Annotated in this window: 25 protein-coding genes and 1 riboswitch; of the genes, 13 read left to right on the top strand and 12 right to left on the bottom strand. The window is 41.6% G+C overall.

Annotated features, from left to right (window positions below; all coding sequences use genetic code 11):
* Window positions 1–70: 70 nt before the first annotated feature.
* The 3 genes from NFU46_RS18755 to NFU46_RS18745 form a co-directional block, all read right to left on the bottom strand.
* Entirely contained in the window at window positions 71–1,129 is a 1,059-nt protein-coding gene (locus tag NFU46_RS18755; protein WP_251603995.1) for an OmpA family protein, read from the bottom strand.
* A gap of 328 nt (window positions 1,130–1,457) precedes the next feature.
* Complete coding sequence (locus tag NFU46_RS18750; protein ID WP_251603993.1) at window positions 1,458–2,870, bottom strand: YdiU family protein; 1,413 nt, start codon at window positions 2,868–2,870, stop codon at window positions 1,458–1,460.
* Between the two features lie 8 nt (window positions 2,871–2,878).
* On the bottom strand, window positions 2,879–3,574 hold the full coding sequence (locus NFU46_RS18745; RefSeq protein ID WP_058583986.1) for a DNA-3-methyladenine glycosylase I: 696 nt from the start codon (window positions 3,572–3,574) through the stop codon (window positions 2,879–2,881).
* Between the two features lie 183 nt (window positions 3,575–3,757).
* A riboswitch (Lysine riboswitch) is annotated at window positions 3,758–3,954 on the top strand.
* Between the two features lie 137 nt (window positions 3,955–4,091).
* Here NFU46_RS18745 and dapA point away from each other — a divergent pair.
* The 5 genes from dapA (at window position 4,092) to NFU46_RS18720 (ending at window position 9,284) form a co-directional block, all read left to right on the top strand.
* Window positions 4,092–4,976 carry a 4-hydroxy-tetrahydrodipicolinate synthase gene (gene dapA / locus NFU46_RS18740; protein WP_251603991.1) on the top strand — a complete coding sequence of 295 codons (885 nt, stop codon included), beginning with the start codon at window positions 4,092–4,094 and terminating at the stop codon, window positions 4,974–4,976.
* A 14-nt stretch (window positions 4,977–4,990) separates the two neighbouring features.
* Window positions 4,991–5,731: a 2,3,4,5-tetrahydropyridine-2,6-dicarboxylate N-succinyltransferase gene (locus NFU46_RS18735; protein ID WP_251603988.1), complete on the top strand. Its 741-nt coding sequence runs from the start codon at window positions 4,991–4,993 to the stop codon at window positions 5,729–5,731.
* Window positions 5,731–6,936 carry a PLP-dependent decarboxylase gene (locus tag NFU46_RS18730; protein WP_251603985.1) on the top strand — a complete coding sequence of 402 codons (1,206 nt, stop codon included), beginning with the start codon at window positions 5,731–5,733 and terminating at the stop codon, window positions 6,934–6,936. The genes NFU46_RS18735 and NFU46_RS18730 overlap by 1 nt, the downstream gene beginning before the upstream one ends.
* A 5-nt stretch (window positions 6,937–6,941) precedes the next feature.
* A complete protein-coding gene (locus tag NFU46_RS18725) occupies window positions 6,942–8,060 on the top strand; it encodes a succinylglutamate desuccinylase/aspartoacylase family protein (protein WP_251603982.1) in 1,119 nt (372 codons plus the stop codon).
* 186 nt (window positions 8,061–8,246) lie between these two features.
* Window positions 8,247–9,284 (top strand): phospholipase A, encoded by a 1,038-nt coding sequence (locus NFU46_RS18720; protein WP_054563462.1) that lies wholly within the window; start codon window positions 8,247–8,249, stop codon window positions 9,282–9,284.
* A 304-nt stretch (window positions 9,285–9,588) separates the two neighbouring features.
* Here NFU46_RS18720 and NFU46_RS18715 read toward each other — a convergent pair whose 3' ends face one another.
* Window positions 9,589–10,482, bottom strand: coding sequence for a bifunctional GNAT family N-acetyltransferase/hotdog fold thioesterase (locus NFU46_RS18715; RefSeq protein ID WP_251603979.1), 894 nt, complete (start codon window positions 10,480–10,482; stop codon window positions 9,589–9,591).
* Between the two features lie 228 nt (window positions 10,483–10,710).
* On the opposite strand from NFU46_RS18715, the gene NFU46_RS18710 reads away from it, so the two are divergent.
* Window positions 10,711–11,400 carry a spermidine synthase gene (locus NFU46_RS18710; protein ID WP_054563460.1) on the top strand — a complete coding sequence of 230 codons (690 nt, stop codon included), beginning with the start codon at window positions 10,711–10,713 and terminating at the stop codon, window positions 11,398–11,400.
* Between the two features lie 7 nt (window positions 11,401–11,407).
* Here the strand turns inward: NFU46_RS18710 and dtd are convergent, their stop codons facing one another.
* Genes dtd through NFU46_RS18695 form a run of 3 tightly spaced genes read right to left on the bottom strand, consistent with a single transcriptional unit; the run spans window position 11,408 to window position 13,684 of the window.
* Window positions 11,408–11,845, bottom strand: coding sequence for a D-aminoacyl-tRNA deacylase (dtd, locus tag NFU46_RS18705; protein WP_130167197.1), 438 nt, complete (start codon window positions 11,843–11,845; stop codon window positions 11,408–11,410).
* Window positions 11,833–12,786, bottom strand: a complete 954-nt coding sequence (locus tag NFU46_RS18700) for an alpha/beta fold hydrolase (protein WP_251603976.1) — start codon at window positions 12,784–12,786, stop codon at window positions 11,833–11,835. The genes dtd and NFU46_RS18700 overlap by 13 nt, the downstream gene beginning before the upstream one ends.
* A 25-nt stretch (window positions 12,787–12,811) precedes the next feature.
* A complete protein-coding gene (locus tag NFU46_RS18695; protein ID WP_054563457.1) occupies window positions 12,812–13,684 on the bottom strand; it encodes a virulence factor BrkB family protein in 873 nt (290 codons plus the stop codon).
* Between the two features lie 86 nt (window positions 13,685–13,770).
* Here NFU46_RS18695 and NFU46_RS18690 point away from each other — a divergent pair, with 86 nt between their 5' ends.
* Window positions 13,771–14,427, top strand: a complete 657-nt coding sequence (locus tag NFU46_RS18690; protein WP_251603973.1) for a DUF2959 domain-containing protein — start codon at window positions 13,771–13,773, stop codon at window positions 14,425–14,427.
* A 62-nt stretch (window positions 14,428–14,489) separates the two neighbouring features.
* On the opposite strand, the gene NFU46_RS18685 is transcribed toward NFU46_RS18690, so the two are convergent.
* Window positions 14,490–15,419 (bottom strand): hypothetical protein, encoded by a 930-nt coding sequence (locus NFU46_RS18685; protein WP_251603969.1) that lies wholly within the window; start codon window positions 15,417–15,419, stop codon window positions 14,490–14,492.
* A 150-nt stretch (window positions 15,420–15,569) separates the two neighbouring features.
* Here NFU46_RS18685 and NFU46_RS18680 point away from each other — a divergent pair, with 150 nt between their 5' ends.
* Window positions 15,570–16,661: an MBL fold metallo-hydrolase gene (locus tag NFU46_RS18680; RefSeq protein WP_251603966.1), complete on the top strand. Its 1,092-nt coding sequence runs from the start codon at window positions 15,570–15,572 to the stop codon at window positions 16,659–16,661.
* 15 nt (window positions 16,662–16,676) lie between these two features.
* Here the strand turns inward: NFU46_RS18680 and NFU46_RS18675 are convergent, their stop codons facing one another.
* Window positions 16,677–17,102 (bottom strand): BLUF domain-containing protein, encoded by a 426-nt coding sequence (locus NFU46_RS18675; protein WP_251603962.1) that lies wholly within the window; start codon window positions 17,100–17,102, stop codon window positions 16,677–16,679.
* A 201-nt stretch (window positions 17,103–17,303) separates the two neighbouring features.
* Complete coding sequence (gene typA, locus NFU46_RS18670) at window positions 17,304–19,127, bottom strand: translational GTPase TypA (RefSeq protein ID WP_063529660.1); 1,824 nt, start codon at window positions 19,125–19,127, stop codon at window positions 17,304–17,306.
* A gap of 507 nt (window positions 19,128–19,634) precedes the next feature.
* Here typA and glnA point away from each other — a divergent pair.
* The 5 genes from glnA to NFU46_RS18645 all read left to right on the top strand — a co-directional run bounded on the left by glnA (window position 19,635) and on the right by NFU46_RS18645 (window position 24,735).
* The gene (glnA, locus tag NFU46_RS18665) at window positions 19,635–21,041 is read left to right on the top strand and encodes a glutamate--ammonia ligase (RefSeq protein WP_054552391.1); all 1,407 of its coding nucleotides are present in this window, start codon (window positions 19,635–19,637) and stop codon (window positions 21,039–21,041) included.
* Between the two features lie 133 nt (window positions 21,042–21,174).
* The gene (locus NFU46_RS18660; RefSeq protein ID WP_251603959.1) at window positions 21,175–21,696 is read left to right on the top strand and encodes a DUF4124 domain-containing protein; all 522 of its coding nucleotides are present in this window, start codon (window positions 21,175–21,177) and stop codon (window positions 21,694–21,696) included.
* A gap of 80 nt (window positions 21,697–21,776) precedes the next feature.
* Window positions 21,777–22,847 (top strand): nitrogen regulation protein NR(II), encoded by a 1,071-nt coding sequence (gene glnL, locus NFU46_RS18655; protein ID WP_251603956.1) that lies wholly within the window; start codon window positions 21,777–21,779, stop codon window positions 22,845–22,847.
* An 18-nt stretch (window positions 22,848–22,865) separates the two neighbouring features.
* Window positions 22,866–24,251 carry a nitrogen regulation protein NR(I) gene (gene ntrC, locus NFU46_RS18650; protein WP_055198930.1) on the top strand — a complete coding sequence of 462 codons (1,386 nt, stop codon included), beginning with the start codon at window positions 22,866–22,868 and terminating at the stop codon, window positions 24,249–24,251.
* Between the two features lie 25 nt (window positions 24,252–24,276).
* Window positions 24,277–24,735: a cyclic nucleotide-binding domain-containing protein gene (locus NFU46_RS18645; RefSeq protein ID WP_054563446.1), complete on the top strand. Its 459-nt coding sequence runs from the start codon at window positions 24,277–24,279 to the stop codon at window positions 24,733–24,735.
* Here the strand turns inward: NFU46_RS18645 and NFU46_RS18640 are convergent.
* Together NFU46_RS18640 and NFU46_RS18635 are read right to left on the bottom strand one after the other, a co-directional pair.
* Window positions 24,732–25,394 (bottom strand): hypothetical protein, encoded by a 663-nt coding sequence (locus NFU46_RS18640; protein WP_251603953.1) that lies wholly within the window; start codon window positions 25,392–25,394, stop codon window positions 24,732–24,734. The genes NFU46_RS18645 and NFU46_RS18640 overlap by 4 nt on opposite strands.
* Before the next feature lie 53 nt (window positions 25,395–25,447).
* Complete coding sequence (locus tag NFU46_RS18635; RefSeq protein WP_062566674.1) at window positions 25,448–25,735, bottom strand: hypothetical protein; 288 nt, start codon at window positions 25,733–25,735, stop codon at window positions 25,448–25,450.
* Window positions 25,736–25,783 lie beyond the last annotated feature (48 nt).

The raw sequence follows: 25,783 nt of genomic DNA, 5'->3' as shown, positions 1-25,783 counted from the left end.
AATAAAATTAGCCCGGCCTACTTTATATGCTATTTGATAAATAAGGTATTTCTACCTTAAATATAATAACTTACTTACGAAGTACTTTAACTTTCTCAACACTTGTGATTTGAGCTTCTACACGACGGTTTTGTGCATGCGCTTCAAGTGTATACGCTTCGTTTTTCAAACGCTCTTCACCGTAACCAACAGTAGAAATTCTATCAGAAGAAATACCGTCTTTAACTAGCTCTGCTGCTACATCTTTAGCACGCTTTTCAGAAAGCATCATGTTGTAGTCTGCATCACCTACTGCTGATGCATGACCTTCAAGTACAACAGAAGTGCCTTCATTTTCTTTCATAAATTCTGCAACATCAGCAATGTCGCTGAAGTATTTATTTGGTACTTCTGCAACATCATGCGGGAAAGTAACAAGTAAAGTGATTGTTGCCTCTTTTTCTTCATAAAGAGTACAGCCTTTGCTGTCAACAGCATCTGTCATCGGCGTATTAGCACATTGATCATCTGCATCCATTACACCATCATTGTCACTGTCAGTTGGTGCAGCAACTACTGGCGCTGGTTCTACAGCAGCTGGAGCACTTTGGTCGCCAAAGATATAGCTAATACCTAACTTAGCACCAACATCTGTGTAACCACGATCAAGACCTTGATATAAAGATGTTTCAGCGTTAAACGCAAAGTTATCTGTAAAGTAGTGTTGATAACCAGCACCTACGTTTGCGAACATCAGATCTTCATCAACGGCATCAAGGTTTTTCAAACCAAAAATACCGTAAAATGGGCCACCGCCAAAGTGATATAGGCCATCGATACCGTAACGCTTACCACTTTCTGAACCACTTACAGATGTGCCGTCGTTAAGCTCTGCATTCCAATCGAAATCCATATCAGCATACTCTAAGCGAGCACTCCAATAATCGCTAAAACGATAACCTAATTCTAGACCCCAACCGGTTGAATCATCTACATCTAATCCGCCTGGTGGATAATCGCGAACATTTTCCCAAGAGTTATCATAGTAATCGCCGAATGCGCCGATATAAAAACCTTCTTTTTCAGCAGCGAAGCCTGTTGTACTAGTTGCAGCAAGTGCTAACGCAATAGTAAGTGATTTTAGTTTCATTATTTCCTTCCCATTTTCACAATAAAGCTATTAAAGCTAATGTATTTTGAGTACTTAAAACTATATAGCAGCTTAAAAACTAATTTAATGAAATTTTATAGGCGGCTACATTTAATATTTATTAAGATTTTATTCTTAATAAAAGCAACTCTATTTAGTGGTAACTTATTCCGATTAAAAACCTTCAAACTACCAGCATAGTAGTAGAACACTACTTAAAGCAATAATTTACCTAAAATCAATGATACCACCAGTGATTATTCTGCTCAATCGGCGAACATTCAAAAGCGATAAATAACTTGTTTTCTTTCAACGATGTAACTTTCACTTATGTACCGCAGAAGGTTTGATAGTTTTTGTCACCGTCATTTGGCGGCTCATACCAACGTTGATGCTCTTTACTGTACGTGTATGGCTTTGAAATAGCTTCAAAAAAACCACTTAATAATAAGCTATCACCTGTTTTTTCAAATTCAGCTATTATTTGTTCAATATTATGATTGCGTGGAATGACTGCAGGATTAACAGCTCGCATTGTACTGTAACTTTCAGGAGATGTTCTTAACCTCCATTTTGAAACCCATTCTTTTAGGTTAGAATCGATTGCAAAGCCTCTCACTAAAGATTCAGTGAGCACATTGAAAGTATTGGTATAATCAAGCTGATGTTGTTTCATTAAACCAAGTAACTCTGAAACTAAAGCATGATCGCCTTCTTGCTGACCTGCTAATCCTAATTTCTGCTGCCACATAGTATTAAATGCATCATTAAATTTAGCTGCAAAGCCATTCACTACCGGCGAGAGTTTTTCGACGGCACTATCTTGATCAGCAAATAAAGGGATTAAGCTTTCAGCCAAACGTGCAATATTCCAATTGGCTATATTGGGTTGATTACCAAATGCATAACGTCCTTGATGGTCAATCGAACTGAACACCGTGTCTAGGTCAAACTGATTCATCATCGCACAAGGACCATAGTCAATGGTTTCACCGCTAATCAAGGTATTATCTGTATTCATAACGCCATGTATAAAGCCAATTCGCATCCAGCTGATAACCAGCTCAATTTGCTTATCGAGTACGGCAGTTAAAAATTCAATATAACGCTGCTCACCCGTGCTGCTAATGTCCGGAAAATGACAATTAATTGCGTAATCAACGAGCTTTTCTAGCCCTTCTATATCACCTTGGGTAGCTAAGTATTGAAATGAACCCACACGGATATGGCTTTTAGCTAAACGAGTGACAACTGCACCCGGGCGTGGTGGCTGACGATATACCGTTTCACCAGTTGTAGCCACAGCTAAACAGCGCGTAGTCGCTATACCTAGCGCATAAAGCGCCTCACTCATAATGTACTCTCGTACAGCTGGACCAATAGCACAGCGACCATCACCACCACGTGAGAATACCGTTGCTCCAGCGCCTTTTAGCTGCAAGTCCCACAATGTGCCATCTTTATCTGCAATAGCGCCAAGCAAATGTGCTCTGCCATCGCCAAGACGCGGTGAAAAATGACCAAATTGATGACCTGAGTAACCAAGTGCAACCGGTGCAACATCTTTATCTATTGTTGAACCAGATAGTAATTTAGCTAAAAATTCGCTGTCGTGATTAATCGCAAAATTATCAGCGAGCTTGTCATTAAATAGCAGTAATTGCGGCTTAGCAACGGCACTCGGCATATCTTTAATAGCAAGCAGTTCACTAATATCTGTGTATCGGGTTTGCAGTTTCATAACTGTCCTTAAGATGTCGCTACACCTACACGATTATCGCCTACACCATAGGCCACTAGTTGGCTTAATGCCTGCAAGCTGTAACCGCTTTGCTGTTGTAATTCATTGAAAAAATCTTGTGCTGCTTGTAATGACTTTTTAGTTTGTAAGCCGCCATCAATCAACTCATGGGCACGCAAATAAGCTTCTACATCGCGAGAAAGCAAAAAGGTATCTTTACCAAGCGCTCGCAAAGCGTACGGGCCAGTATTTCCCCCTAAACGCGCACCATGCTTTTTAAGATAGGCCCACAAACCAATAATATTGTCAGTTGGCCAATCTGCAATAAATTGGCTAAAACTGCCATGTTTCTCGGCAACTTCGTGGATCATGTACGCATTTTCTGGGATCGTTTGTACTTTTTTAAAATTACGAACAATTCGCTCATCACTGGCTTTTTGCTCAAGCATATCTGGCGGCATCATCAACAATTTTTCTACACTGAAATCCCAAAACACATCACGAAAACCAGCCCATTTATTATTGATAACAGACCAATAAAAACCACTTTGAAAGACTTTACGCGTAAACTCTTCTAACCATAAATCGTCATGCATTTTGGCAATATCAGTATCATCGAGCGGGTTTGATAACAGTGCATGCAGCATTTCTTCGCTGCCTTTTCGAGATACGGCTCGTTGATAAATATCGTTAAATTTTTCCATCATTTTTCCAATTTATTTGGTTAACGCTAAGTGTACGTAAAAACACGCTTATACGTAACCATGTTGCAAAATCGGTCACTAAAAAACAAATTCTTCGCCTTGACACCTAGATGGCTAAAATGCTTTAATCGCCGCCAATACCCTATTTAACTATGTTGGCTTTAACCTTTAAAGCGAGCATAAAGGGCTGGAAGAGGTGCGTTATTCAGGTAGCGTATGGGAAGAGCACAGACTCTGTTGATCATACGTGAGGGGAATTAACGCCGAGAAATAACACCGTTTGTGAGGTGTTTATTTCGGGCGACTGGGCTGAATCCCAGCGACTGTCACCAACAATAGCATAGCGCTATTGATTAGTTTGGTGGAGAGCTTCTGGTCTTAGTATAATAAGGCCGTCGTGTCTTTATTATCTTAAGCCCATTCGCTCTTCGAATTATACCTTGTTCGAACGACGACATGCGGCTCCATTCAAATGTTCCCGCATAAACTCTTCGAATACCTTATAAGTTCGTGAGAGATGATCAACAATTTTGATTTAAACGACTATCCATTATGGACAGCGCTTGTCACGCCATTTACCGAATCTGGCGAGGTCGATTACACGGCCCTTGAACAACTGGTTGCGGAGCAGCAAGATGCAAATAATGGCATTTTATTGCTTGGCAGTACCGGTGAAGGACTGGCGCTTTCACTCAAAGAGCAACAAGCCATTGTTGAGCATGTTTGCCAATTAGCGCCAAGTGTCCCACTCATGGTTGCTGTGGGTGGCATGAACCTCAAACAACAAGTTGCTTGGGTTGAATACTGCAACCAACTACCTATTCATGGCTACCTGTTAGGTTCACCTTTGTATGCAAAACCTGGGGTTGTTGGCCAAACACATTGGTTTGAAAGCCTACTAGACGCAAGTAACCACCCTTGTATGTTGTATAACGTACCAGGACGCAGCGCAGTTGAGATTTCACCACAGGTGATCAAAAACCTTGCTGAGCACAAAAATCTTTGGGCTTTAAAAGAAGCCAGTGGCGACATTAGCAAATTTGAAGGCTTTAGAACGGCATCACCAACACTGGCTATTTTCAGTGGCGATGATGCACTTATGCCATATTTTGCTCAAGCTGGTGCAAAAGGTTTAGTTTCGGTTGCCGCGAATGCTTGGCCGAATCAAACCCATGAGTTTGTTAAACGTAGTTTAAGTGGTCAATACCCAAATCTATTCACCGATTGGTCGCAAGCAATCCAAAGTTTATTCGCTGTGGCAAACCCAATCCCCGTAAAAGTACTGATGCACCTGCAAGGTAAAATAAACACCCCGCATTTACGTCCGCCGCTTACGCATTTAGAGCTTGAGCAAACAGACAGCATCACCCACGCAAACAACACAATTTTATCTTGGAACTAAAAACAGGTTTTATCATGAGCTGGTTAGAATTATTAAACAACTTAGAATCAGGCGCAGTTCGCGCAGCAACACAAGACGAGAACGGCAACTGGCACGCCAATGTTGAAGTTAAACAAGGCATTTTAGAAGCCTTTAAAAACGGCAATAATACTGAGTTCCCTGGTGGTTTTGTTGATAAGCACAACTTAGCACCACAAGGCTTTGCAGCAGATGCAGGCGTGCGTATGGTACCAGGTGGTAGCAGTGTTCGCCGTGGCGCACACGTTGCCAAAGGCACCATTATCATGCCACCAGCATATGTGAATATTGGTGCGTTCATCGACGAAGGTACTATGGTCGATAGCCACGCATTAGTGGGTTCATGCGCACAAGTGGGTAAAAATGTTCACCTAAGTGCTGCAGTACAATTAGGTGGTGTACTAGAGCCAATTGGTGCTAGCCCTGTGGTTATTGAAGATGACGCATTCATCGGCGCAGGCTGCGTTATTGTTGAAGGTGTGGTTGTGAAAAAAGGTGCTGTACTTGCGCCAGGTGTTCGTTTATCTGCAACTATTCCTGTCTACGATTGCGTTAACGAACGCCAGCTAGACAAAGGTGAAGCCATCCCAGAAAACGCGATTGTGATCCCAGGCTCTCGCCCTGCTTCAAATGCATGGGCTCGCGAGCAAGGTCTAAGCATGTCTTGTGCATTGATCGTGAAATACCGTGATGAACAAAGCGATGCATCATTACTGTTAGAAGAGGTTTTACGTTAATGAGCTTTTTGAGCACGCCCATCAAGCAAGCGGTTGAACAAGTTTCAACACATCTTGATACGCCATTTTTTATCTATGATTTAGATAAATTAACTGCACATTTAAATCAACTGACTGCGCAAACCGATGTGAAGCTTTGGTATGCCGTAAAGGCCAACCCACTGTCTCGCATTATTCAATGTTTAGACAGCGCAGGGTTTAACTTTGATGTTGCAAGTAAAGGTGAACTTGAGCAAGTACTTGCTCAAGGCATCGATAGCGAGCGCGTGCTCAACACAGGGCCTGCAAAGAGCCCTGCACAAATTTCACATTTCATTGCTCGCGGCGTACGTACTTTTGTGGCCGAGAGCCTTAACCAAGTTCGCTGGTTAAACGAACAAGCAACAAAAGCAAATTGTCAGCTGCAAGTTCTATTGCGCGTACAACTTCGTTGGCCAGACAGCGAAAAGAACCCTCTTGGTGGCGATAGCCTTACTCCTTTTGGTTTGGGCTGTGATGAGTGGCAAGCACTCACTGTAAGTGATTACCCAGCTCTTAGCTTTGATGGTCTGCATATTTTCCAATGGGGCAATATGCTAAGTACTGACAAGCTCGCCGAGCTATGGCGTGCGATGATTGCGCCATTACAACAGCTAGCAAGCTCAATAAATATTAACCTTAATATTCTCGATTTAGGGGGTGGCTTAGGTATTCCTTATACGCAAGATGCTAACCGACTTGATTGGTCTGCACTTATCGAGACTCTGGCGGGTATTAAAGCGGATGCTGGTGTCAAAGAGCTTTGGATGGAACTTGGCCGCTATGCGGTGGGCGAATGCGGCCATTACGCAACGCCGATTGTTGAGCGCAAAGAGAATTACAATCAACAACAGGTGATTTTATCAGGCGGCATTAACCATTTACTTCGCCCTGCTGTAACAAGCCAAGATTTTCCTGCAGCCTTACTTCGCGAATCGACGGCTGAGCCTGCGGCAATGACTTTATACGGCCCTCTTTGCACCGCCCTTGATTGCTTAGGTGAGCACCAATTAGCGAGCGATTTAAATGAGCAAGACTGGTTGGTATTCAGCCAATGTGGTGCGTACGGCTTTACCGAAAGTATGCCGTACTTTTTATGCCACGAATTAGCGGCTGAATACACCCTTGAACAAGGCAATATTGAGTGCATTCGTAGTGCTGAAGATGCCAACTATTATTTAAGGTAATCGCCATGAGCAAAGAGTTAATCAGCCAAGAGAATATTGTGGTTGGCGAGATAGCCAACGGCCTACCACTGGCAATTCCTGTATATCGCTTAAAAGGCGATGGCACAGGACCTAACGTGTATATACAAGCCAATATGCACGGCGCTGAAGTACAAGGTAATGCAGTAATTTATCAATTGCTTGAGCAGCTAAAATCACTCAAGCTGCGTGGCGATATTACCCTAGTTCCTTATGCTAACCCTATTGGTTGCAACCAAAAATCAGGTGAGTTTACTTTAGGTCGTTTCGATCCAATTACTGGCACCAATTGGAACCGCATGTACCGCTTTAATAAAGCGTTACCGTCACAGATTGCTGAACAGCATAAAGACAGTGATGATGCGACCCTTAAAGCTGCATTTAAACAGGCACTCGTTGCTGACATCGACAGTCAATTAACGGGTCCTGATTACAGCCTAACAACGGGTAAGCGCATTGCTCTTAACTTGCAAAAGCTTGCCCACCAGGCTGATATCGTTTTAGACCTTCACACGGGGCCTATCTCGAGTAAGCACTTATATTGCCCTGAATACGCCAAAGACAGCGCAAGCTACTTCAACATCGAGCATGTGTTACTGATCCCAAGTGATTTTGATGGCGCGATGGATGAAGCGAGTTTTTGCCCATGGTGGTCACTATCTGAAGAGCTTGCCAAACAAGGCCGTGAATTTGCTGTTCAAGTAGAAGCATTCACTGTTGAACTTGGTAGCCAAGAAAAAATCGATTTAAGTGCGGCTTTTGAAGATGCAAATAGCATTTTAAGTTACCTCAATCAAAAAGAGGTATTAGTTGATGCTGCGTATCATCCAAAAGCGATGACACGTTATGCCTGCATGCTTGAAAATTATGTAGCTTACTACGCACCTATGGGTGGCATGGTCGAGTATCTTGCCCCACTGGGTGGCCATATTAAAGCAGGTGAGCCTATCGCCCGCATTTTAAGAATGGAGCGCTACCTTTCTGAGCAGCCGCTACAAACATTAAGTTTTGATAAAGACGCCATTGCTATTTTGCATTTTGCTTCAGCAAGCGTGAATCAAGGTACCGAACTTTATAAGTTTTTTACCAACGTATTTGAGCTATAAGCTCATCCCTTCTCATTGCGTGAGAGTCAACGGCTTATGCCCTTAGGCCGTTACAGCAGGGCTCCAAGCTTAGCTTGGGGCTCTCTATTTACCTAAAATTTCAACAATTCAGTACAAGTTCACGGTTACTTATGTAAAAATCGTTATAATTATACCTACTTACAAGTCTACTGAAAGGGAACTGCAATGGGATGGCGCATTTGGCTGGCAGCAGCTGGCTTATTTTCTGTACCTGTATTTGCTCAAACTGAACAACCACAAACTAACGAACAAGATGACGCGCTAGAACTCGTAAAGCAGTGTATTTTGAACGAAGCGATTGGCGGTGACGGTAAACAAACACTCGAAGAACTTCGTAAAAAATGCTCAGACTTAGACGAGAGTAAAAAGCTCACCGCTTTAGATAAGCGTAAAGCCCGTGAAGAAGTGAGCAAGAAAAACCGTAATGTGATCACCCCACATAAGCGTAACTACATATTACCGCTTTCATACGTATCTAACCCGAATGAACGTCCTTTTGATGGTTTAAAAGATCTTGCAGAGCAAACTGATGGCGAGCCACTTGATAATCTTGAAGTGAAATATCAACTTTCAATTAAAGTGCCTATCTTCGAAGGCTTTTCAGATAAAGATCAAGGCGTATTCTTTGCGTTTACTATGCAATCGTTTTGGCAGTTCTACAACAAAGATATTTCATCACCATTTCGTGAAACAAATTACGAACCAGAGATCTTCTGGGTGAACTACCTTGATCCTGAGCATGTGCTTTGGGGCGATGAAATGGCAATTGCAATTGGTGCCTCACATCAATCGAATGGCCGCAGCCAGCCTAATTCACGTTCATGGAACCGTATCTATGCCGATTTCCTATGGGAAAAAGATGGCTTTGTTTTTAGCTTTAAGCCTTGGTATCGCATTCCTGAAGATAAAAAAGACGATGAGCTAGAAGCCCGTGGCGATGATAATCCAGATATCTACAAATACATGGGTTACTTTGAGTTCTCGGGTGCATACCGTTACAACGAGCATGAGTTTAGCTTTATGACCCGCAATAATTTAAATTCAGATAACCGTGGTGCAATCCAATTAGATTGGTCTTTCCCTCTTTGGGGCCGATTACGTGGCTACGCACAATATTTTAATGGTTATGGTGAGAGCTTGATTGATTACAACGCCGATATTGAACGTTTTGGTGTGGGTATTCTGTTAACTGACTTGCTTTAATAAATATATACCCAAGCCCCCTCACGATGCAGAATTCAGCGTTTCACAGGTGCTTAATATCAAGGCGTTACTTTGCAAGAATGGCAGTCCCTTTTAAGAAGTAACAACGATGAGAGTAAGTGCCTGTGAAGCGCCCAAAGGGTTGGTTTAAATGCGATTTATACTGCGTTATTGATTTTAACAATAGAACCACTATTACTTGCAATCAATGCCTTGCCTAAATCGCTTTTAATTCCAACTGAAACTCGCATATTGAGGGGGTTTGGGTATAAGCGAGCTTTAGTTAGCTCGCTCTAAATAGTCGTTATTTTTTAACGATGAAGTGACCTTCAAATTCTGCTACTAACACATCGCCATCGTATACATTTACTGGCACATGGTAGCTTGCTTTACCACTGTCTTCTAAATCAGCTAATTTGCCTTTACAACCAGCCAACTCAACACTACCACGAGGGTCGTTATTGAGTGGTTTAAGGTATTTAATGTTGGCATCAGCTAACACGATATTTCCTTCAAGACCTGCTTCTTTCAGCGCTAGGTAAGTTGCGCCCCACCCTGTTAAGGTTGCTAAACTATAAATTGAACCCGCAAACATAGTGTTATGAAGGTTTAAGTTCGCATCTAAATCAGCGCGGGTAGTAAACTGCCAATCGGTATAGCTTTCAACTTTAATGCCCATCGCATCACTGATTGGGATCGACTCACGCCACGTGTTTTGCAGTACTTGTGTCCAGTTTGGATGACGGAACCAACCCGGCTCAGAGGGCTTTTGTTTTACCATTTTCCAATGCTGTACATCGTCATAGGCAAGGTGCGCTTTTTCTTTTAATTCGTAGCCATGACGTTTATAGAAATCAAGAGCTCGCTCACGAGCATACAATACCAGCTCGTCAGCATCTTGAGTCCATGCGATTTTTTCTAATTCATGTAATAAACGGCTACCAATATGCTGGTTACGATTACCTTCAGCGACCGCCATATAACGAACTTGCGCTTGCTGATGATTGTTAAAATGCAGGCGGGCTACACCTAATACTTCGCCGTCATTATTTTTGATAAAGCGGTGCTCAGCGTCTTGTTCTAAGTCATCTTGCTCAGAACCACGCGGCTCGCCCCAGGGTGCTCTTAAAACCTGCCAACGTAATGAATAGTACGCTTGCCAATCTTCGCTGCTTTGTGGGGTGGTCACTTTAAACATAAAAACTCCTGTGATAATTCAGCCACTGTCTGTTGTTTTTCTGTCGTGGCCTTTGGAATGCGAATTACGATACGCGATCTTCTAACAAGTTGGAATAATACTTTGGTGACCCAGCCTAAATTATTATTCTGAGCTGTAAAAACTAATGCACAATTGCACTTTAAGCCTGCTGGTCTATGCTGAAATAATTGTATTATTTTAATAAACAAATAGCTAAAGGCCCGAAATATGGAACATTTTCTTGAACCCAGTGGCGCAGTAAAACATAGTTTTATTGAGGACTGCCACCGATTAGGGCAACTCATCTATTGGCATAAACAAGGCAATTACAGTATTCAAGTTAGGCAACTTAACCAATTACGCTGGTTACTGATCAACGAAACTCTGCAATCGGTCATTGAAAAACGCCGACCTGCCAGATTACTTTTCCCGCATTTACAATACCTTGCAAAGCTTTGGCAAGACTTAGAAGAACCTAAAAAGATTTTAGAACTAGGGCTAGGCGGTGGTGCTATTCGTAATTACTTACAGCACACCTACCCTGACAGCCAACTGACATCGGTTGATAAAAACCCCGACATAATTCACTGCTATAAACGTTACTTTGGTGGCGATCATGCCAATAATCTGCACTGTTTTGATGCGCAGCAAGTATTAGAGCAAAACAACGAATACAATTGGATTATCCTAGATTTATTCAGTGAGGTAGATGCGCCATTATTTTTATACAAGCACCAGTTTTACACCAAACTAAGAGCAGCGATGGCAAAAGATGGCTTGTTGTTCATTAATTTTTTATCTAATCACCCATCGCAACTAAAACAACTTGAGCACCTGCTAATCACCGAGTTTGGCAAGCGCCCAAGCATTGTAAAAATCCCCGACTACGTGAATCACATCGTGATGATCAAAAAGTAGTTGTCTGCTAAACAGATAAATTAAAAGTAACGGGACCATCGTTACATAGGCTTACTTGCATATCAGCACCAAACTGCCCTGTAGCCACTGTTAAGCCCGCTTTTTTAGCCTCAGCAATAAAATACTCATAGAGCGTATTGGCTTGTTCTGGCGTACCAGCACTTGAAAAGCTTGGACGCATACCCTTTTTAGTGTCGGCTGCTAAGGTAAACTGCGAAACAACTAACAGCTCACCCTTGATATCATTCAAACTTAAATTCATCTTTCCTTGTTCATCGGTAAAAATGCGGTAATTGCTGACCTTGTGTAAAAGCTTCTGGGCGCTTTGCTCGGTGTCCTGTTTTTCAACACCTAATAGCAGCAAAATACCTTGTGAAATTTCACCAACCACTTCGCCTGCCACTTCTACTTTTGCTTGTTTTACTCTTTGAATTAAGCCTTGCATTGATCCCTCGATAACTTGATATACATTAAATCTGCGGCACGTCGCATTGCCGCCAAATATACCTGATTATCACTGCTGTGCCCAATGCCATCTAAAATCAATAATTGTGCATTTAACCGTTCAGCAAGCTGCTGTACGGCACTATATCGACAGATCAAATCGGCGCGGCCATGAATAAACCAAATAGGTAAATGAGTCAGCAGATGTGCATTTTCTGCGATAAAGCCTTCTTCAATGAAACAGTGATGACGAAAATAATGCACCATTAACTTTGCTTGATTTAACCCGACATGGGGCTCCTGTAAACTCCAGTTTGTCAAAGGCTCACCATGACATAGCACCTGCTCCCAATGACACCATAACTTGGCAAATTTACTGGCTTTAATTTGATCGTCACTGTTTAGCTGTTGCTGATAAAAATCGAGTAAGGCATGCCAATCAGTGTAATCATGTGCAAATTCATTAAAGCACTCAGGGTAAAAATGCGCGCCGGCTCCTTTTGTTGTGTAAAGCCACTCGAAGTCACTGTTACAAGCTAAAAAGCTAGCCCGTAAAATAAGCCCTGCAACATGCTCTTGGTGATGAATAGCATAGACAAGTGCCAAAGTGGCACCCCATGACTCACCACACACCAGCCACTTTTCAATACCCAGTTGCTGGCGTAAATACTCGAGATCGGCGACTAATTCTGAGGTTGTATTGGTTGAACTATCATGGGGGGTTGAGTGACCGCAACCGCGCTGACTGAACATGATCACCCGAAAACGTTCTAAGTCGAAAAAGCGGCAGTTTTCAGGGCATAGACCCGCACCAGGCCCGCCATGGCATAACACCACAGCAATCCCTGTAGACGCACCATATTCTTGCACATGGATTTGATGACCATCGCCAACACTCAAGTGATAATCACGGTTGGCAACATATTGTGGATGTAACTGCACCTCGCTCTCCTTAGGTGCAGTGAATTTAAACCTCTATATCAGGCGTGTCCTCGATATTCTCAGGGCTGATACATACAGTAAATTCTGCACCGAGTAATACGACAATCCACGACAAATACACCCATACAAATAAAATAGGGATTGTCGCCAACGCCCCATAAATAACTTCGTATGATGGGAAGTGGCTGATGTACAAAGCAAAGCCTTTTTTTGTCAGCTCAAACAACATAGCTGCAAACAAAGCGCCCGGAATTGCCGCTCTAAATGGAACTCGTGTGTTAGGAACTAAAGTATAGAGCATAATGAAGCCAATCATTGAAATTATGTAAGGTAATAATTTCAATAAAAAGCCGCTAAAGCCGGGGATACCTTGATCGGCAAACGACACTAACGACACTATGTATGAAGTAACACCAATACTAGCCCCTAATAACACAGGGCCTAAACTAAGCACCATCCAATAAACGGCAAACGAAATCATCATTGGGCGCTTTTTCTTAATACGCCAAATTCGATTTAATGTAGCATCGACATTGCGAATAAGTAACAAAGATACCGCCGCTAAAAAACCCACACCAACGGCAGTCATTTTATTCGCATTACCGGCAAAAGCGCTGATATGCTCTTTAATTACATCTGTAGAGGTCGGCACAAGATTAGTAAACAAGAAATTTTCTATAGTCACTAACGTGCTTTCGAATCCTGGGAAAGCAGAAAAAATAGCCACACCAACCGCCACTAAAGGCACAATTGATAATAAGGTCACATAAGCCAAGTACCCAGCATTAACAGTGATTTGATCGTCAATACAACGATTAAGATACTGCATCCACCAAGTAGGTTGTTGCTTTAAAAAAGTGCTTAATTGCAACTTATAACGACTGAGCTTCTCATCCATAGAATCTAATTTCTGCTAAAATGTTTTGATAATCATAGCAATCCACCACATAATTTGAAATGACAGGTACCTAAAAAGGATTCTCAATGAAAAAACTGACACTTTTAAGTGCACCACTATTTGCAGTAACAATGGCATTATCAGGCTGTCAGTCAGCTTACTACTCAGCCATGGAGTCTGTCGGTGTGCATAAGCGCGACATTTTAGTAGACCGCGTAGAAGAAACAAAAGAAGCACAGCAGGAGTCACAAGAAGAGTTTCAATCAGCATTAGACAGATTAACCACGCTTATCAATTTTGATGGTGGTGAACTACAAGATGCCTACAATCAACTGAATGATGATTACGAGTCGAGCTTAGCGGCAGCAAACGACGTAACAAGCAATATCAATAAAGTAGAAGATGTAGCTGAAGCGCTATTTGATGAATGGGCCGATGAGCTAGAACAATACAAAAGCGCCTCTCTTAAACGTGAGAGCAGCAAAAAGCTCAGTGCAACTAAGCGCCAATTTGATCAACTACTTCGCTCAATGCGCAGCGCAGAAAGCAAAATGGAGCCGGTATTATCATCACTTCATGATAATGTTTTGTACTTAAAACATAATCTAAACGCACAAGCTGTAACTGCAATCAAAGGTGAGTTCACAAGCCTAAAACGCGATATAAAAGTGTTAATGGACGACATGAACAAATCAATTGAAGACTCTAATAAGTTCATTGAGCAAATGAATAAAGCGGGTTGAGATAGTTAGCTAAAATTAATGCGGCAATTAGCCGCATTAATTTTAATAAAACATATAAAAATTTACTTACAACTATATGTAAAGATGTGTTGATCACCTTGTGTGCGGTGTGATGTCACCACGCAATTTGGAGTGTGCCCTCCATGGCTGTCAAACAGTAAATTTATATAATTGAGAAATATTGTTTCACCATTACTTTTATTTTTAAAAACAAATTCATTATTTAAGTCACTAACTTTTAATGGAATACTGTTATTATCTGCATCTTTTGCGCTCATAATGATGAACACATCATTTGTAAAGTCTATTGCAGCTTTGACAGATCCGTTATAAATACTTTTATCGGCAGATTCATAAAAATTAATTGTCACGTAGAGCCCCATGTCTTTTCCTGTGGGTATTCTTACTGCATCTAGAGCAGAGTCAATTAATTCAGAAAACAAAGAACCATCTTGGTTTAAATAATAATCAAATGCATTATTTCTAAAACTAGACCGACTTAAGAAAGTATACGGATCTCCTTTAACATCAAATCCACCTACATCTTTTAAAACTGAAGAGGTACTTTCTTGGTTGCTTATCTCAGCTCTAGAAAGTGCGGCAATCGATTGGCTCGAGTCAGTGCCCATATAATCTGTTTCAGCATCATTAGAAACAAACATAGCAACACTTTTGTTTTTCAATAGCAATATTGCTTCTTGCCTAAACTCCAGAATTAAATTTGCATCAAATTGCTCTTCATAGCTCAACTCAACATTAACAGCGTTACGTATAGGCTCACCAAAGCTACTAAATCGCAAGCTCCTGTAATACTTTTTCACTTGTCTGTTATCAAAATCAAAAATAACCACATAGCTAGACCCCGTCCGTTGTTGTGAAAACGCAGCTAAGTTTTCCATTCCATTAGTGGAGCAGCCATTACATGTTAACGAGTCCGTAGCGGCTAAACACGACAGTGAAAATACACCAATTAAAAAAGCAATAACTTTCATTTATCCTCCTTGATTACTGTTCGAAAATCACTCAAATCATAGCAAAAAAAAATCGCATCACAAATTAGTCAATATTTAGTTACTTTTTAATGATTTATCTTAAATTTTATTTTGCTAAACTCACGGCAAAGAATAAAAAGTAAGCATGGTATGCATTTAAAAACACTCTCAACGCTTATTGCGGCAGCACTTTTAAGTGCATGCAGTAATTCAAACACTGTTAATGTTATTGCCGGTGAAGGCACTATCACTCCGTTAAAAAACGAGGGTGAGTACGAAGGTCGCTACCACAACCTTTATCCGGGTGATAAAGAATACCCAACAACCTGCACCGACAATTGCTATGAAGAGTCAGAACTACTGGTGTGCGACGACAGTAACTCACAATGCGAGTTTCACGCAGAACAAAATGTGCCTGCAATCAATTCAGGTTTTACGGTGCGCTGGTTAGGTCATGCTGGGTTTTATATTCAATCACCAAATGGTGAGCAGCTGTTGTTTGACCCTGTTAAAGATCAGTTTGATTCGCCCGTAGACTTTGCCTTTAAGCTTGCTGGGGGCATTTATCGCAAACCTGGTTTTTGGCCATCACAAGCTGAACTTAATGGCTTAGATGCTGTAATGTACTCACACATTCACTATGACCATTTTAACAAGGCGGATATAGAAGAGATTGGCAATACCCCCCGCTACTTAGTGCCATTAGGGTTTGCAGATAACTTCCCGACGGGTGGCTTTAATATTTCCGAAATGGCGTGGTACGCAAGTACACAAATTAATGATTTAACGATTCATGCGCTGCCAGCTCATCATTTTAGTAGTCGTATAATGGTGCCTTTCATTTACGACGACCACAATAAAGATTTATGGAATGGTTGGTTACTTGAGCAAAACGGTAAAACCTTGTTTTTTGCTGGTGATACCGGTTACTCAAAACACTTTCAAGATATTAATCAAAAATACGGCGAGATTGATGTATGTTTAATGCCTATCGCTTCTTATTACCATGAAGAAAACGGTAAGTGGTATCGCTATGTTCATACAACGCCAGAAGACAGCTTAAACGCCGCGGAGGAGCTAAGCTGTAAAGTGATGATCCCGTGGGGTTATGGCAACTCAAGCTGGCAAATGGGCGACCATTCAAGTCATTCTGCATTATTAAGATTACTGCATATGCAAAAACAGATGAACAGCCATGTTCCTCTTTATATATTGAATGAAGGTGAGCAAGTGTCACTGTAGTGACACTTGCAAGCCCTACATAGTATGTTTGAGCAATGAGTCCCGTAAAGCCAGCATAAGTTTATGGGCGCTTCCTGCCGACATGGCTAATGGGTTAAATTCGCTGGTACCTGAATACTTAAGGTTAATAGGGGTCACTTGTTTACTGTAAGGAATGTAACCCATAGACCAATTTTCAAACTCTCTTTCATAAATTTCACAGTAATTCAGCATGATGATATTGCGATGTCTCTTGTCATTAAGAATACGATGATAAGTTTCATTAACTGCTTTTCGTGACCCCTCAAGGCATTGCATAAAGTGAGAACTATTAAAACAAAGTAGCCCAGTTACATTACTTTCTGCATTATTCTGCTTAGCTTTCTCGAGAATATCTTCGATGTCATTGGGCCCAAACCCATCGCTAATTTCACTTGTGTAAATCAGTCTAACTAAATACATCTTACTCTCCTGCAAGTTGGATTTAGAAAAGATAGTACAGATGGGGGAGTTAGTAAAAAGTTGCGAGTTGCCTTTAGAAGTTTATATAAATTAAGTTGGGTTTCGCTTCGCTCTACCCAACCTACCTGGCTTACACTAAAACAAAAAACCGCCGTATTTTTCAATACGGCGGTTTTAATTTTGTGAAACTAAAAGACCTTATTAGTCTTTAGCTTGACGGCTCGCACGCTTACGCTCACTTTCAGTTAAGTGACGCTTACGAATACGGATGTTTTCAGGTGTCACTTCCACTAACTCGTCATCATCGATGAACTCAATCGCTTGTTCAAGCGTGTAGTTTAGTGGTGGAACAAGTGTTTGTGCTTCATCTGTACCAGATGCACGAACGTTTGTAAGTTGCTTACCTTTAAGCGCGTTTACTGTTAGGTCGTTGTCACGGCTGTGGATACCGATAACCATACCTTCGTAAACTTCAACACCGTGACCGATGAATAACTTACCACGGTCTTGTAAGTTGAATAATGCGTTAGTAAGTGCTTTACCTGTTGCGTTTGCAATCATTACACCATTCTTACGAGCACCGATAGTACCGCCTTTATGTGGACCGTAGTGGTCGAATGTGTGGTAAAGAAGACCAGAACCAGACGTTAACGTCATGAATTCAGTTTGGAAACCAATTAAGCCACGGCTTGGGATCATAAAGTCCATACGTACACGGCCTTTACCATCTGGAGACATGTCTGTTAGTTCACCCTTACGAAGACCAATTTGTTCCATGATAGAACCTTGGTGCTCTTCTTGACAGTCGATTGTAAGTGTTTCGTATGGCTCTTCTTTTTGACCATCAACTTCACGAAGGATTACTTGTGGACGAGATACAGCAAGCTCGTAACCTTCACGACGCATGTTCTCGATTAAGATACCTAAGTGTAACTCACCACGACCAGAAACACGGAAGCTATCTGGGTTGTCAGTTTCTTCAACACGTAATGCAACGTTGTGAACAAGCTCAGCTTGTAAACGCTCAAGGATGTTACGTGAAGTTACGAATTTACCTTCTTTACCAGCAAATGGTGATGTATTTACAGAGAACGTCATTGTTACTGTAGGCTCATCAACACTTAGCGGTGGTAATGCTTCAACGGTATTTACATCACAGATAGTGTCTGAGATTTTCAGCTCACCAAGACCTGTGATAGCAATGATGTCACCCGCGCCTGCAGATTCTGCTTCATGACGCTCAAGACCTAAGTAGCTCATTACTTGGCCAACTTTACCATTACGCTTAGTACCATCTGCACTAACAATTGTTACTTGTTGGTTAGGGCGAACAGTACCACGCTTGATACGACCTACACCGATAACACCGATGTACGAGTTGTAGTCAAGCTGAGAAATTTGCATTTGGAAAGCACCTTCAGGATCTGCATCCGGTGGAGATACTTCGTCAACGATCATCTGGAACATTGGTTCCATGTTATCTGATGGCTCGTCTAAATCCATTGTTGCCCAGCCGTTGATAGCTGATGCATAGATTACTTTAAAGTCTAACTGTTCGTCAGTTGCACCTAGGTTATCGAATAAGTCGAAAACTTGGTCCATAACCCAGTCAGGACGTGCACCAGGTTTGTCGATTTTGTTGATAACAACAATCGGCGTTAAACCTTGTGCGAATGCTTTTTGCGTTACGAAACGCGTTTGCGGCATTGGACCTTCTTGAGCATCAACAAGTAGTAATACTGAGTCAGCCATCGAAAGTACGCGTTCTACTTCACCACCGAAGTCGGCGTGTCCTGGGGTGTCTACGATATTGATATGGTAGTCGTTCCAAGAGATAGCTGTATTTTTAGCTAAAATGGTAATACCACGCTCTTTCTCAATGTCGTTTGAGTCCATTACGCGCTCTTCGTTACCGCCGCGCGTTTCTAATGTGCCTGATTGCTCAAGCAGTTTATCAACCAAAGTTGTTTTACCGTGGTCAACGTGGGCGATAATCGCTATATTTCTTAACTTTTCGATGCTCATATTTTTTCTCAGAGAAATTGAATCTCATTGATCCTGCAAGATCTACGCACTCACCTGCGTTTTCACCAGATGTCCCAGCATAGGATTTAAAAGGGCGCATATTATCCCTTAATAATGGCATGGATGAAAGTTTATCCAATATAAATTTATAAACTTTCTTCAGGCTTTTTATAAGTATCTGTTTTATAAATGACAAATTTATGAAAATTAAAGTGAATCTTAGCTCAAAACTGGCGAAATTTTCGTTTTTGAACCATATTTTGGCACTAAATCGTGTTCATAACAGAAAAATTGGCACGCTCAATAATTGTGCAAAACAAGGTCGCACTTTTACGCACCAGAATGATCTTTTTACGCACCAACTTAGTGCAATAGAAGTTAACAAAACAAAGCCTTGTTTGTTTTTTGTAAGTCTAAACAAGGTGTTAAAAAAATGGCACGAAACCAGCTTATATAAGCGAAAAGCAATAATGCAGCAAAAAATAAAACCCAACAATTGGAGGACACATGTCACAATCGGTTTTAGATTTTATCAAAGAAAATGACGTTAAGTTCATTGATTTACGCTTTACTGATACCAAAGGTAAAGAACAGCATGTTTCTATTCCTCATCATCAAATTGATGAAGATTTCTTCGAAGACGGCAAAATGTTTGACGGTTCTTCAATTGCTGGCTGGAAAGGTATCAACGAATCAGACATGGTACTTATGCCTGTTCCTGAGTCTGCGAAAATGGACCCATTTTCTGAAGAAGCTACACTAATCGTACGTTGTGACGTAGTTGAGCCTTCAACACTGCAAGGTTATGAGCGTGATCCACGTTCTGTTGCAAAACGCGCTGAAGAGTACATGCGCTCTACTGGTATTGCTGACACTGTATTATTCGGTCCAGAGCCAGAGTTCTTCCTTTTTGATGACGTTAAATACAAATCAGACATGTCTGGTTCTATGTACAAAATCGATTCTGTAGAAGCTGCTTGGAACTCTGATAAAGATTACGAAGGTGGCAACATGGGTCACCGTCCAGGTGTTAAAGGCGGTTACTTCCCGTGTTCACCTGTTGATTCATCACATGACTGGCGTTCAGCGACTTGTTTAGTTCTTGAAGAACTAGGTCAAGTAGTAGAAGCTCACCACCACGAAGTAGCAACTGCAGGTCAAAATGAGATCGCAACTCGCTTCAATACAATGGTATTAAAAGCTGACGAAATCCAAGAGATGAAATATGTTATCCATAACATGGCTCACCTATACGGAAAAACAGCGACATTCATGCCTAAGCCAATCGTAGGTGATAACGGTTCTGGTATGCACTGTCACCAATCTCTAGGTAAAGATGGCGTAAACATCTTCGCTGGTGACAAATATGCTGGTCTATCTGAAGAAGCGCTTTACTACATCGGTGGTATCATCAAGCACGCTAAAGCAATCAACGCATTTGCTAACGCGTCTACTAACTCTTATAAGCGTCTAGTACCAGGCTTCGAAGCACCAGTAATGCTTGCATACTCTGCACGTAACCGTTCTGCTTCAATCCGTATCCCAGTAGTACCGTCTGCAAAAGCACGTCGTATCGAAGTACGTTTCCCTGATCCAACAGCGAACCCATATTTAGCATTCTCTGCAATGCTTATGGCTGGCCTTGACGGTATCAAAAACAAGATTCACCCTGGCGATGCAATGGACAAAGACTTATACGATCTACCTGCTGAAGAAGCAGCTGAGATCCCACAAGTTGCATCTTCTTTACAAGAAGCACTTGCATCACTAGATGCTGACCGTGAGTTCTTAACGCAAGGTGGCGTATTCACTGATGACCTAATCGATGCATACATCGCACTTAAGAGCCAAGAAGTTGAAAAGCTTAACATGACAACTCACCCAGTTGAGTTTGAAATGTACTACAGCGTTTAATTAACGCTGTATCAGAATTATCTGAAAGATAATAAATGTGTGTTCTCAAGCCCGCTTTGCGGGCTTTTTTAATGGTAATTGAGCGGGTTCTACTCTACAGTTTTATTTAGGTAAATAAATACAGGAACACAGGGTGAGAAGCACAACTTTATTGGTATTAATATTTATTGCAGCAAGCGTTTACGCTGAGAGTGAAGTGAAAAAAGTGTATTCTTGGAAAGATAAGAATGGCGTTTTAGTGTTTTCAGACTCACCGCGCCCTGGTGCTACCGAAGTAAAGATGAATACCCAAAACCTAACCATGCCAGCTACCGACACCAGCATTCTTAATAGTGCGCCAAGCGGGACACCAGTCAAATTTAAAGTCAGTATTTCTTCTCCTGCTAATGAAGCGACCGTGCGAGAAAACACGGGGTCAGTGTATGTCACTGCCCGTATTAGCCCACGCTTCGAAACCGGGTTTAAAGTACAGCTTTTATTTGATGGCACACCTCATGGTGCACCAAGTAATAGCACGACCTTTGCACTAAGAGAGGTCAACCGTGGTGAACACACATTACAAGCAAAACTTTATAATGCTAATAATAAACTCGTTTCGGTTAGCCCAATCAGCACCTTTTTCATGCATAGAGCTTCTGTGATTAATAGAAACTAATATTTCAACATAACGATCTCGCAACGTAAAAAGAATATGCTAAGCTGCACTAAATCGAAACGCACTAAAATGGTGCAACCATGCTCAGTGATACACATTTTAATTCTGAATTACTCGATAGTATTTGGAAAAATTTAAGTACTGCCGTCATTTTACTCGACCATGATTTTAAGCTGGTTTATGCAAACGATAGCGCCAGTGAGCTTTTAGGTTTAGGACCTAAGCGCATTATCAACCAACCGTTCGACAACCTATTTAATTACCACTCGATAGACTTAAAACGCATTGCTCAATATTCGTTGTTCGATGGTGTTGATTGCCACCAGCATAGAGCTGACGTGGTGTTTGTCGATTCACGCCATGCCAAGCTAACTATTAGCACGCGTCGAATAAACAGTAATAACGACAATTATATTTTGCTCGAATGCCGCCAAATGGATGATGAAATTCGCCACGATCAAGCTTCGAATCAAATGCATCAGTACCAAGCAGCACGTAACCTAATTCGCGGTTTAGCACACGAAATTAAAAATCCTTTAGGTGGAATTCGCGGAGCGGCGCAATTATTGCAGTATGAGGTTGATCAGCAAGAACGTGATCAATGTGCCGAATTAATCATTGAACAAGCAGACCGTTTACGCGAGCTTGTAGACCGCTTACTTGGTCCGAATCAATTGCCACATAAATCCTATGGCAATATTCACCAAGCGTTAGAGTCAGTGATTAAACTGAGCATGTTAGATAACAATGCCAATATCACTTTAGTGAAAGACTATGATCCAAGTATACCGAGCGTGTATATCGACCAAAGTAAAATTCAGCAAGTGGTACTGAACATTATTCGTAATGCACAACAGGCACTGGTTGATGGTGGCGAGATAAGAATAAAAACCCGTATCAATCATCAACACAGGCGCCCTGGTAAGGCGCCGAAAAAAACCTTGCTGATCCAAATTTCGGATAACGGCCCAGGTATAGACAAGAGCTTACGTGAAACCTTGTTCTACCCAATGATCACCAACAAAGAAAATGGATCAGGGCTTGGTTTATCGATAGCGCAAACCTTGGTTGACCAACATGACGGCCACATTGATTGTGACAGTTGGCCAGGCCATACAGAATTTAATATCTATTTGCCTTTTACGGATTAATGGTTTTTTGGAGTAGTCATGAAAACAGTCTGGTTAGTTGATGATGATGCCTCAATTCGCTTTGTACTAGAGAAAGCGTTGGCACGTGCAGGATTTGAAACTGAAAGCTATGCGAACGCACAAGATGTGCTTAATGCATTAAAGTTTAGCCAGCCAACGGTATTAGTATCTGATGTACGAATGCCGGGTATGGACGGCATGGCGTTACTTGAGACTATTGCTGAGCAAAACCCTGGCCTGCCAGTGATCATCATGACCGCTCACTCAGACTTAGATTCGGCGGTAAATGCCTTCCAAAAAGGGGCGTTTGAGTATCTCGCTAAACCGTTCGATTTAGATGAAGCTGTCGCGCTGGTTGAAAGCGCATGCCGTGCTAATTCAACGAAAAAAACTAAACGTAAGCAAGCACCACAAACCAATGCGCATATCATAGGCGAAGCGCCTGCTATGCAAGAGGTGTTTAGGGCAATTGGTAAATTATCAGCATCAAGTATGAGCGTGCTGATTAATGGTGAGTCAGGGACAGGTAAAGAGCTAGTTGCAAGTGCCCTGCATAACCACAGCCCTCGTAAAGAAAACCAATTTATAGCTTTGAATATGGCTGCCATTCCAAAAGAATTGGTCGAGTCAGAGTTATTCGGTCACGAAAAAGGCGCGTTCACTGGAGCCGACAGTATTCGTAAAGGCCGTTTTGAACAAGCGAATGGCGGCACCTTATTTTTAGATGAAATAGGTGATATGCCACTCGATGTACAAACGCGTTTATTACGCGTGTTAGCCGATGGTGAGTTTTACCGTGTTGGTGGCCATCAAAGCATTAAAGTTGATGTACGTATTATTGCTGCAACACACCAAAACCTCGAAGACCTAGTAAAACAAGGTAAGTTTCGTGACGACTTGTTCCACCGCTTAAACGTTGTGCGTTTACGCTTACCCGCGCTACGTGAGCGTACTGAAGATATTGAACGACTTGCACAACACTTTTTACATAAAAGTGCCAAAGAACTGCAAGTTGAAAGCAAAATTTTAAGCCCTAAAGCTACAGAGCAACTGCGCTTGTTTAACTGGCCAGGTAACGTACGCCAATTAGAAAATACCTGTCGTTGGTTAACCGTTATGGCACCGGGTGAGCTGATCAGCGAACAAGATTTACCACCAGAGATTGTTGCTGTTACACCGACTGAGCAAGAAGGTGATTGGCTGGATGCATTTCAACAATGGCTTAACCTTGAACTTAAACAAGGCAAAGAAAATATTTGGCCTGCCATTCAAGCACAACTCGAAACTCGTTTGATTAAAACCGCCCTTGCCAACTGTGCTGGCCACAAGCAAGAAGCCGCAGTGAAGATTGGTTGGGGCCGCAATACATTGACCCGCAAGCTAAAAGAGCGCAATATTAGCTAATTTCGCGCTATACCTATGTGAGTCAATGAAGTTAATCGAGCACATTCCACTAATTAAACAAATGGAAATTATTAACAGATTGTCGTTCTTTAGAGAGTTTACTCTCAGTGAACGACAAGTGTTATTAGAGTCATTCAGTCATTTGTATTTGGTCAAACAAGGCCGGGCTGTTTTTAAACAATACGATGCTGATAAACGGCTTTATATCGTGCTAAGCGGCTCACTGATGGTATTCAAACAAAGTCATTTACTCGAACTTGGCACCATTGAGCCTGGTGAATTTATCGGTGAAGGTGCTTTTATCAATAACCGAGAGCACAGTACCAGCGCACGCGCTAGAGTCGATACCATTTTGTTAGCTATTTCCCCTGAAGCACTCACTCGCTTACCTAATGTAATCCGTGAAAAAATTAAAGATCGCATAATCGAAGGCATGAGTGAGCGTATTACTAAGCTTAGTAATTACCTTGAGTCGCGAAGCTAGTCCATATACACAATTTGTAATGAGCAATTTAACCAACTTGGGCTATTAACACGTGCCGTGTAACGGTAAGTATCTGATGGTTTCATACCAAAAGGAGTGCTCACTTCTGGCGTTAAATGACTGTATGTTTGCGAATAATTTTTATAATAAATGACTAGGTAGCCATATAAATAATCCCAATCTAGGGAGACTTTTCTACCACTTGTAAGGGTAAAGTGCGCCTGCTTATCATTAAATGTAACTGCAAGATCATTATACTTGTCTTCAACGCACCCAGTGGTGAGTACACGAGCCGGCATAGTAAAACTGGTGGTGGTATTTTTAGCTCTTAAGTAAAAGCCAATATTGCCATGATTGTAAAAGTGATTGGCATCTGTGGTGTACTTAATTTCAGCTTGATAACCTAATCCCTGCATAATTTCAGCTAGTTGCTCGGCTTCATGAGTAAGAATTTTATCGCTCGATAGCATTAAGGTTGCATCAGTAAACTCTCTTGGCACAGGAAGCTGGGTATATTCATAGGGTAAGCTTTGTTTATTTAATGCTTGCTCTAATGATTGCAACTGCGACTGTTCAAGGTTTTCTGTATATACGTAGACTGTAGCTTGCTGACAACCTGCCAAAATTAAAAGTATGGCTGCTGAAATTATCCTTTTCATGTTCTTTCTCACTTTAGATTACATATGTAGTCTAAAGTGAGAAAAACAATAAATCAATTAAGATGTTTTTTTAGCCAACTATTAACACTTTGACGGGTATATAGAATATCTTTAAATAGACGGTGAGTTTGATGCTGAAGCAGCTTTTCTTTATTTGTTTCACCTGAACTTAACTGGCTATGGTTATCATTAAAGCGCGAAATTAACGCAAAACCTTGTTCTGATTTTTCAGGCTGAGACTTAATTGTTTGCGTTAACAAAGCTCGCACATCATCTGCAGCAAGCAATGACGAATCTTGCAAACCCATTAACTCTTTTCTTAGCGCTGATCTTACGCCCATTACAACTTCTCCTGAACGAATAAAAAATGAAACGGACATGCATTTAGC

It is taken from the genome of Pseudoalteromonas sp. NCCP-2140 (assembly GCF_023708065.1).
In the GTDB taxonomy this organism is placed as follows: Bacteria; Pseudomonadota; Gammaproteobacteria; order Enterobacterales; family Alteromonadaceae; genus Pseudoalteromonas.
Note: the sequence above shows the minus strand (reverse complement) of the source record. Positions and strands in the feature narration are given on the sequence as shown.

Coding starts and splice junctions, on each gene's coding strand:
- NFU46_RS18755 (WP_251603995.1), bottom strand. CDS start 1,129: ATGAAACTAAAATCACTTACTATTGCGTTAGCACTTGCTGCAACTAGT.
- NFU46_RS18750 (WP_251603993.1), bottom strand. CDS start 2,870: ATGAAACTGCAAACCCGATACACAGATATTAGTGAACTGCTTGCTATT.
- NFU46_RS18745 (WP_058583986.1), bottom strand. CDS start 3,574: ATGGAAAAATTTAACGATATTTATCAACGAGCCGTATCTCGAAAAGGC.
- dapA (WP_251603991.1), top strand. CDS start 4,092: ATGATCAACAATTTTGATTTAAACGACTATCCATTATGGACAGCGCTT.
- NFU46_RS18735 (WP_251603988.1), top strand. CDS start 4,991: ATGAGCTGGTTAGAATTATTAAACAACTTAGAATCAGGCGCAGTTCGC.
- NFU46_RS18730 (WP_251603985.1), top strand. CDS start 5,731: ATGAGCTTTTTGAGCACGCCCATCAAGCAAGCGGTTGAACAAGTTTCA.
- NFU46_RS18725 (WP_251603982.1), top strand. CDS start 6,942: ATGAGCAAAGAGTTAATCAGCCAAGAGAATATTGTGGTTGGCGAGATA.
- NFU46_RS18720 (WP_054563462.1), top strand. CDS start 8,247: ATGGGATGGCGCATTTGGCTGGCAGCAGCTGGCTTATTTTCTGTACCT.
- NFU46_RS18715 (WP_251603979.1), bottom strand. CDS start 10,482: ATGTTTAAAGTGACCACCCCACAAAGCAGCGAAGATTGGCAAGCGTAC.
- NFU46_RS18710 (WP_054563460.1), top strand. CDS start 10,711: ATGGAACATTTTCTTGAACCCAGTGGCGCAGTAAAACATAGTTTTATT.
- dtd (WP_130167197.1), bottom strand. CDS start 11,845: ATGCAAGGCTTAATTCAAAGAGTAAAACAAGCAAAAGTAGAAGTGGCA.
- NFU46_RS18695 (WP_054563457.1), bottom strand. CDS start 13,684: ATGGATGAGAAGCTCAGTCGTTATAAGTTGCAATTAAGCACTTTTTTA.
- NFU46_RS18690 (WP_251603973.1), top strand. CDS start 13,771: ATGAAAAAACTGACACTTTTAAGTGCACCACTATTTGCAGTAACAATG.
- NFU46_RS18685 (WP_251603969.1), bottom strand. CDS start 15,419: ATGAAAGTTATTGCTTTTTTAATTGGTGTATTTTCACTGTCGTGTTTA.
- NFU46_RS18680 (WP_251603966.1), top strand. CDS start 15,570: ATGCATTTAAAAACACTCTCAACGCTTATTGCGGCAGCACTTTTAAGT.
- NFU46_RS18675 (WP_251603962.1), bottom strand. CDS start 17,102: ATGTATTTAGTTAGACTGATTTACACAAGTGAAATTAGCGATGGGTTT.
- typA (WP_063529660.1), bottom strand. CDS start 19,127: ATGAGCATCGAAAAGTTAAGAAATATAGCGATTATCGCCCACGTTGAC.
- glnA (WP_054552391.1), top strand. CDS start 19,635: ATGTCACAATCGGTTTTAGATTTTATCAAAGAAAATGACGTTAAGTTC.
- glnL (WP_251603956.1), top strand. CDS start 21,777: ATGCTCAGTGATACACATTTTAATTCTGAATTACTCGATAGTATTTGG.
- ntrC (WP_055198930.1), top strand. CDS start 22,866: ATGAAAACAGTCTGGTTAGTTGATGATGATGCCTCAATTCGCTTTGTA.
- NFU46_RS18645 (WP_054563446.1), top strand. CDS start 24,277: ATGAAGTTAATCGAGCACATTCCACTAATTAAACAAATGGAAATTATT.
- NFU46_RS18640 (WP_251603953.1), bottom strand. CDS start 25,394: ATGAAAAGGATAATTTCAGCAGCCATACTTTTAATTTTGGCAGGTTGT.
- NFU46_RS18635 (WP_062566674.1), bottom strand. CDS start 25,735: ATGGGCGTAAGATCAGCGCTAAGAAAAGAGTTAATGGGTTTGCAAGAT.